This window comes from Bradyrhizobium sp. ERR14 (assembly GCF_014198235.1).
Classification (GTDB): Bacteria; Pseudomonadota; Alphaproteobacteria; order Rhizobiales; family Xanthobacteraceae; genus Bradyrhizobium.
The window spans coordinates 20,321-27,200 of sequence record NZ_JACIHD010000037.1 but is presented as its reverse complement, the minus strand read 5'-3'; the positions used below and the strand labels follow the sequence as shown (position 1 = coordinate 27,200).

The following is a 6,880-nucleotide window of genomic DNA, read 5'->3' as shown; positions in this document are numbered from 1 at the left end:
GCTGTCAGCTCAGGGCGGTTCAGGTAGCCCCGCGCCACCCCCGCCCCGCCAATGTAAAGCTCGCCCACCGCGCCGAACGGCACCAGCCCGCCATGGCCATCCAGCAGGTACACCCGCGTGTTGGCGATTGGACGCCCGACGTGAGGCATCTGGGGCCAACATGACGGATCAGCTGCAAGGTGGTGCTCGGAAATGACGCTGATTTCCGTGGAGCCATATTGATTGATCAATCTCGCGTTCGGGTGTGCTTCGAAGAACGCCCTAAGCAGAGGAGTTGCCTGCAATCGCTCGCCGGCTGTATAAAGCTCTCTTAAAGAGGGCAGCTGCACGCGCTGCGTGCTCCAGACTTCCGCAAAATGATTCAATGCCACGAACGGGAGGAAAAGCCGCTCGATCGCCTCCCGCTCTACAAATTCCAGCAGGTCGGAGAAGCGCCTCCGGGTCTCTTCCCGCACGAGCACAAGCACTCCGCCGTCCTTCCAACAGATGAACAATTCCTGGCAGGACACATCGAAGTTCAGGGTCGCGAATTGAAGTGTGCGCAGTTTTGACGTGCCAATCCCCGCAAGCGAATTCACAAGCGCGCCATGGGACATTTCTACGCCCTTGGGGATTCCGGTTGATCCGGAGGTATAGATGACATAGGCGAGATGGCGCGATGTGAGGCCAAGCGTGCCCGGGTCCGGGTTCGAAGCCGGCCGCTCGCCCCAAGTCGGGGTCGCCGTCTCCAGATTGACCACCGTCACATCGGCCACGGCTTCGGCGCCCAATGCAGTTCGACCGGCGACATCGCAAAGCAGCAGTTTCGGTTTTGCATCGTCGACAATCTGCCGCAGGCGCGCTGACGGATAAGCCGGATCTAGCGGCAGATAGGCGCCGCCAGCCTTCAGGATCGCCAAGAGACCAACCACGATCGCTAGGCTGCGTTCCAGGCAGATCGCCACCGGTTGGTCCGGCTTGACCCCGAGCTCGATCAGATAATGCGCCAGCCGGTTGGCCCGCGCATTGAGTTCGCCATAGCTCAGTCTCTCCTTCTCATGGACCACGGCAACCGCTTCCGGGGCCTTTTGCACCTGCGCCTCGAACAGCTCATGGATACATCGCTCAAACGAATAAGGCGCCGCCGTCCGATTCAAATCCTCAAGTAGATACCTGCGCTCGTCAGTCGGCAGAATGTCAATTCGGCCGACAGACTGCCCAGCATCGTCCATCACGCCGCGTAACAAAGCTTGCAAATGCTGCGTCATGCGGTCGATCTGCTTGGGCGTTAATCGAGCGGCATCAAAATGCCAGCGGAAGCTCCCATCCAGAGCGCGAACCTCAAAGGTCAGAAAATCGCCGCATAAGGCTTGGCCATCCTTGTGGCTCGTCGTCAGATCGGCGGCGACGGAACAGCTCTCTGTCGTGATTGCAACGCCGATCGGCCAAGGCTGGAGCGCCCGTAACGCCTCCACACTTCGCAATGTCGGGTAGCGCGCGATAAGATCTCGGGCAAAGCTAGCGTGCGCCCTCAGCTGAGCGACTTCGGCCGCTACGGTTTTGCGCACTTCTTCAAAATCGAGAGCAAGTCCGATGCAAACATCCATCGGCACGACGGAGGCGATCAACACCTCGACGAGTTTGGAGCCAGTTTGCAATCCATCCCATGCAGGCTTCCATCCCAGTTGAAATTCTTTTTCCCCCGTCATCCGAGCGAGATAGATCAGCCAAGCCGTTACCAAATATTCCGATCGAGCTTGTGGGGAAAGTTTAGCCAAAGCGCTTGGGGTGAACCACGAACTCGACTGCCATCGGGAAGGCGCCGCAGCCACGGACGATGACACGAAAGGAGGATTCAATATTCTAAACTGCTCGAGCCGCCGTCGCCAAAACTCCTCCCCGCGCGCCAGCAGTTCATGTGCGCCAGATATGCTCTGCACCGGTTCATCGCTCATCCGCATCACCAAATATGGTGCCGGCAGTATCGCAGCTGCCACTCAACGCGTCAGCGCTTCTGGTAAGCGTTCTCATCGAATGACTTTTCCTCTATGGCGTTCTTTAGAGGATTACGCATGTTTCGTGCCAAAGGTGAAATCGAGTGCGATCGCTGCGATCGTCACAGTGGTGCTATGTCAGCTGTCCAACAGCGTCGCCAGACATCGTACAACTGAGCGCGCCATTAATCGGCACAAGCCTCCGCCCGCCTGGGCTTCCGGACAAGCCTGGAATCCCAAAGTAATTTGTCAGCTCAGCCGAACCGCATCGCGCGCACCTTCGCAAAGCCGGGACAAAGAAGTTTTTCTGAGGTCCGCGCGTGCGGTACGGGGCAGTGCTGGATGGCTTGAGTAAATGTTTCTCGCAATTAGCGGCAGTTCATATTGGATTTGCGTTTCTTCACAACGCTCAATACGCGGAGCCTGCAGGGTCGTCGAGCTTGTGGCGTTCGGTTCCGGTGAGGGGCGGGTTGAAGATGCTAACGAGGATCATGTCCTTGTCCCGTCCCCCGCGCAGGAGATGCTTGTCATGCTTGTCAAGGACATACATGTCGCCCCGGCGAACGGGAAAGACATTGCCGTCCATGTCCTCGACCTCGCCCTCTCCGCCGATGCAGTAGCAGGCTTCGAGATGATTCCGGTATTGCAGAAGAGAAACGGTGTTAGCGCGCACGACGGTGTGGCAGATGCTAAAACCCATGCCGTCCTTATCCGTCAGGAGGCGGTGGCTAGTACCATTGCCCCAATCGACGAAGTGATCGGTTGCTTCAACCTCGTGCAGGCTACGCACAATCATAGTGTTCGATTGCTCCGTCCAGGTTGAAGTGATTGATCCAAAGGCTGGAGGCGGTTGTTCTGCCCCGGTACTGCGATCTCCCTGTCGCGCGGCCGACTGTGATCTCCGTCGAAAAACCCCGCCGCCGGTTGCTGAGAACCCGTGCAGTAGCCCTAAGGGATTGGCTAGACGCAAAAGCCCTGCCATTCGCCCCACATCGACTATTAAAACTATAGACGCGAGGGTGTTTCGCAGCCGAGCCCGATCGGCGCGTACCGGCTTGATGTTCCACCTTGTTACCGCCGCTTACCATTCTCTTCCCCGGAATGCTGCTGGAGGCATTGCCGGCGACATGAACTGTCTGCAGTCGCAGATTTGGCAAGTCGTTTCCTTCCTTCGTTGCCTTGCCTCTCGCCGCGAATGCGGTTTCCGAGCGTGTCAGCTAGGAGAGCAAATCTCATGCCGTGGTCGCAAACCGATGAAAGATAGAAGTTGCGGCTGTCTCAGCTGGCTAGCGAGTGAGAACGATTTGGCTGGGCGTGTAGCCAATCTAACAAACTGCCGAGATATTGGCCGAATACAAACAGGTCCGCGAGCAAGAACCGGTCGAACAGCGCGGACGGTCAAGATCCCCAAACCGCTTCCGCGCTTTAGAAGTTGCAAACTACATCTGGCGTCATCAGAAAACATGTTGTGAACGTCGGAAATTTTGGCACAAGCTGCGCCCCCCTGTGGCTGCCCTATGAGTTGTTTCTCTTTTTCGCAACCTTGCGCTTCCGCTTCCGAGCTCTGGCCGCCGATTTAGCAGACTTTGACTTGGAGGGAGCGGGAGAGCCGCGACCGAATTGAGCGCGTTGCGACGATCTCTGAGTATCTCGTCCCGGCGTGCGCCACCAATTTGAGAAATCGGTCGCTTATCCCGAACACCTGTAGCTTCCAGACAATCAAGAGCCGCTGCACCAGCTTCTCGCGGTGAACGGCAGACAGAGCGGGGCGCGAGCGAGAGACAGCTTCCACATGCAGCTGCGCCACCAAAGCTCGGGCGAGCGCGCGGAATGCTTCTTGAGGTTCATGCTCGGACGCCTCAAATGCGCACTCGGTGACCTTATCGGATATAATTCGGGTTCGAATGCCGTGACCAGCCCGCTCGTCGCGATTACAGTGACACGAGGCCGCTCGCTCGCGCGACCATTTTGGTTCGTTGGGTCGCGTGCGCAGTCCCAGACACACTCTAATATATTGATCTTGAATTAGATTCCATCGACGCAGCTGGAGCGCCCCTCAGTAGAACTGAGGTCCCACCGCGCCCCCGCGCAAGTCAGCAGATCACGCCGCCGGGGTCCGGAACGCGCGCGCGGTTCGCGGCTCCTCGCCTAGCTTGCCGGCATGTCCGCCCCCTTCCGAAGGCTAAACGCGAGCGGGAAGGTCTCGGCCGAAAGAGACTCGAGCGCGGTCTGCTCTTCGAGCAGGCGGTTTTCGATGAACTGACGTTCGACATCCGACAGGTTCGACTTCAGCAGGCGACGATAGCGGCGGATGTTGTCACGGTGAGCACGAATGCAGGCCAAAAATTCATCGAGCATCCTGGACGCTCCTGACGTCGTCGCAATCTCTACGAAGAGATATTCAGGCGGGCATGTCGTCGGTCAACGCGCCGCTGTCATCGCATCGTGGAAGCCGTTCGGCAGGAGGATAAGAACCGTGGCAGCTCTTGAAATCATTCCTCCAACTAGCCTCGCATTTCCATCGCGACGATCCGCAGCCTTTTTGGCTCGCCATACGCCGTCTTTCTGCTCGGCCAGTCCCTCAAACAGAGCTGGACGCTTGTGAAGCGCGAGGAATAGTCGGTCACGCCCTGGGTGCCGGACGCTTGTCGCTAACAAGCTCGCCCGTCAGTACTTTCTCCCGGCGGGCTGAACATCATTTGCCGATGTGCTATACGCTTCTTCGTTGAGAACAGCTTTGTTTGAGAGTTTCGATGTCTCTTTCGATTGGGTTGATTGTGGACGGCTATGTGAAACTAAACGACCGCAGCGCGCTGGAGAACCTTCTGATGCATCGGCGGGAGCTACTGCAGCAGTTGAACTGCGTTACCGGAATTGATCCGAAGCCAGCGATCGCTCAGGTCAGTCAAGATATCACAGTGATCGAAAGGGCACTTGCGGCGCTCGCACAGGAGTAAACAGCAACGGCGCGCCGACTCGCCTGAGTTGATCGCGCTCCCGCGCCGAACACTGAGTTAGCCAGCGTTTGCGGATGAGTGTTACAGCACGACGCCTCACCGGCATCGTGGCGCGCAAGGATGCGTGCGCCAAGGCTTGGATGCGCTGCCTTTTGTGCGAGCTGCTCTCTTCTTTCAACCCTCGGCCGCTCGCAGCGAGCAAAGTGCCAACCGATTCACATATGCAAATGCGGGGCGGCGGCTTGCATGGGCCTATCGTGACGTATCGTGGTAATGAACGGGGGTACTAAGATTGACTGACGGCGCTTGTTCGCAAAACAGATTCTTTGTGCGGAAGGGTTGGATGGTTTATGATCGGGAACGTAAGGGCCCAGCGCTGATTGGGACCAGCTTGGCAGCCAATCTAACCATTGGACAAGCCGAACGGACAAAGCAGATGCTCACCGCTTCGCGGGAAAACAAGGTCTGATTTTGAGCAGAGCATCGAGATGCCAGGTTGTGTGATCGTTCGAGCCTGCACATGCGATGGGCGTAAGAGCGTATCAACTCCCGCCGCCAGGAACGCTCGAGCGCAACGATACGACACTTCGCCGAAATCTCCATCGCACAAACGTCCCGTTGGACGCGTGGTTGACGAACACCGCATGCCGCTTCTCAATCGGCACACCGACCACCCGCACGCTGGTGAATGTTGCCCAGAAATGAACAATGAACTTCAAGCGCGGAGCCGTTCGCGTCCTCTGCGCGCGAAAGGATGCGCCATGACAATGCTCCATCGGATAACGCGCATCATGTGTGACGTTGGCCCGCCATCGATTTGTGACCACGATACAGCCCTGAGAGCTGGTCAGATCGCTACGCCGCAGGCGACGCGATTAGATCTATCGCCACATCGTTGGTGCTTTCGAAAGAGCTTCCTGACCGATCTGTTTAAGCAGATCGGGGCGCGTCTCACCTCTGGTGGCGGCCTCCAGGATTTTGGAGGCAACGTAGGCGCGGACGCCGGCGTCATACGGTGAGACGTTCTCGCAAACCTCATCCAGGATCGTGCGCAGGAGCGCGGTCGTGGCACCGTCCAGCATTGGGAGATCTCCCTCACCCCATCGAGGAAGATAATGGGCATTTGCTGGACCGCAACGCAAGACATCAGACCGTATGAGGCTTCGCGACTGCGGGTCACCCGATTTTCACGGAGGAGCAATGTCCAGCATCTCTGCGATGGCTGATCCATTGCAGCAGCTCGCTTGATCGACCTGCTTTAGTTTTCTCGTCGCCCCTCTCGGCTTAACAGACAAGCTTGGCAGGGCTCAGAGCCTAGGTTGACACCCCGCGGTCATGCTCTGCGATGACGTAGGGCATGCTCGGCCATCTATTGCGCGCCGGACTGGCTGGCCGGCTGCGGCAGGCCAATGTTCGGACCCTGCTAGTTCGTTGCCGCCTCATCAGGTTCAATTGCCGCCAGAGGATTTGCCGCTTATCGAGCCTGCTGCGTCCAACCAAGCCCGAGCGCTTCGCATCCTGCACTGTAGAGGGACATCGCGATCAATTGTTGCGGCGAAGCTTATCTTTGCCTCAAAAGCCGGCGCCCGCCCCATGTCTGGCGACGAAATCGCGCGAGATCCGACGCCCACCCTCAGTGACCCGTGACTCGCGCCCCTAGGCGCTTTTGGCGATCTTCGGCTTTACGCAGCTTGATCGGGGAGTCAATTTCGCGGTTATAGGCGTGTGGCTATTGATCCACAATCGCACGTATTGGCAGCACACGATTTTGAGCGATCCTCCTTTGGGAATGCCCGCTTGCAGGCGGGTGATCTCAGTAGCGACTTGCGTTTTCGACATATAAGCCTGGTGTAGCTGAAAGGACCCCAGCACGGACACGCGAGCGTCGTGTGAAAATACATCGGGGTCGCTGCCGCAATGCAGGATTTGAGCGCGGGAGCGCGGCTCGTC

The 6,880-nt window shown here is 58.0% G+C and carries 5 protein-coding genes; 1 reads left to right on the top strand and 4 read right to left on the bottom strand.

Annotation, left to right across the window (positions count from 1 at the left end; genetic code table 11):
- The 3 genes from GGD62_RS39380 to GGD62_RS39370 form a co-directional block, all read right to left on the bottom strand.
- The coding region (locus tag GGD62_RS39380; protein WP_246800507.1) for an AMP-binding protein at positions 1-1,934 on the bottom strand (1,934 nt) is incomplete at its 3' end.
- 448 nt (positions 1,935-2,382) lie between these two features.
- Positions 2,383-2,769, bottom strand: coding sequence for an ectoine synthase (locus GGD62_RS39375; RefSeq protein WP_183714500.1), 387 nt, complete (start codon positions 2,767-2,769; stop codon positions 2,383-2,385).
- Positions 2,770-4,121: 1,352 nt separating this feature from the next.
- On the bottom strand, positions 4,122-4,331 hold the full coding sequence (locus GGD62_RS39370; RefSeq protein WP_183714497.1) for a hypothetical protein: 210 nt from the start codon (positions 4,329-4,331) through the stop codon (positions 4,122-4,124).
- Positions 4,332-4,726: 395 nt separating this feature from the next.
- Here GGD62_RS39370 and GGD62_RS39365 point away from each other — a divergent pair, with 395 nt between their 5' ends.
- Positions 4,727-4,930 (top strand): hypothetical protein, encoded by a 204-nt coding sequence (locus GGD62_RS39365; protein WP_183714494.1) that lies wholly within the window; start codon positions 4,727-4,729, stop codon positions 4,928-4,930.
- A gap of 881 nt (positions 4,931-5,811) precedes the next feature.
- Here the strand turns inward: GGD62_RS39365 and GGD62_RS39360 are convergent.
- On the bottom strand, positions 5,812-6,012 hold the full coding sequence (locus tag GGD62_RS39360; RefSeq protein ID WP_104463791.1) for a hypothetical protein: 201 nt from the start codon (positions 6,010-6,012) through the stop codon (positions 5,812-5,814).
- Between the last annotated feature and the right edge of the window lie 868 nt (positions 6,013-6,880).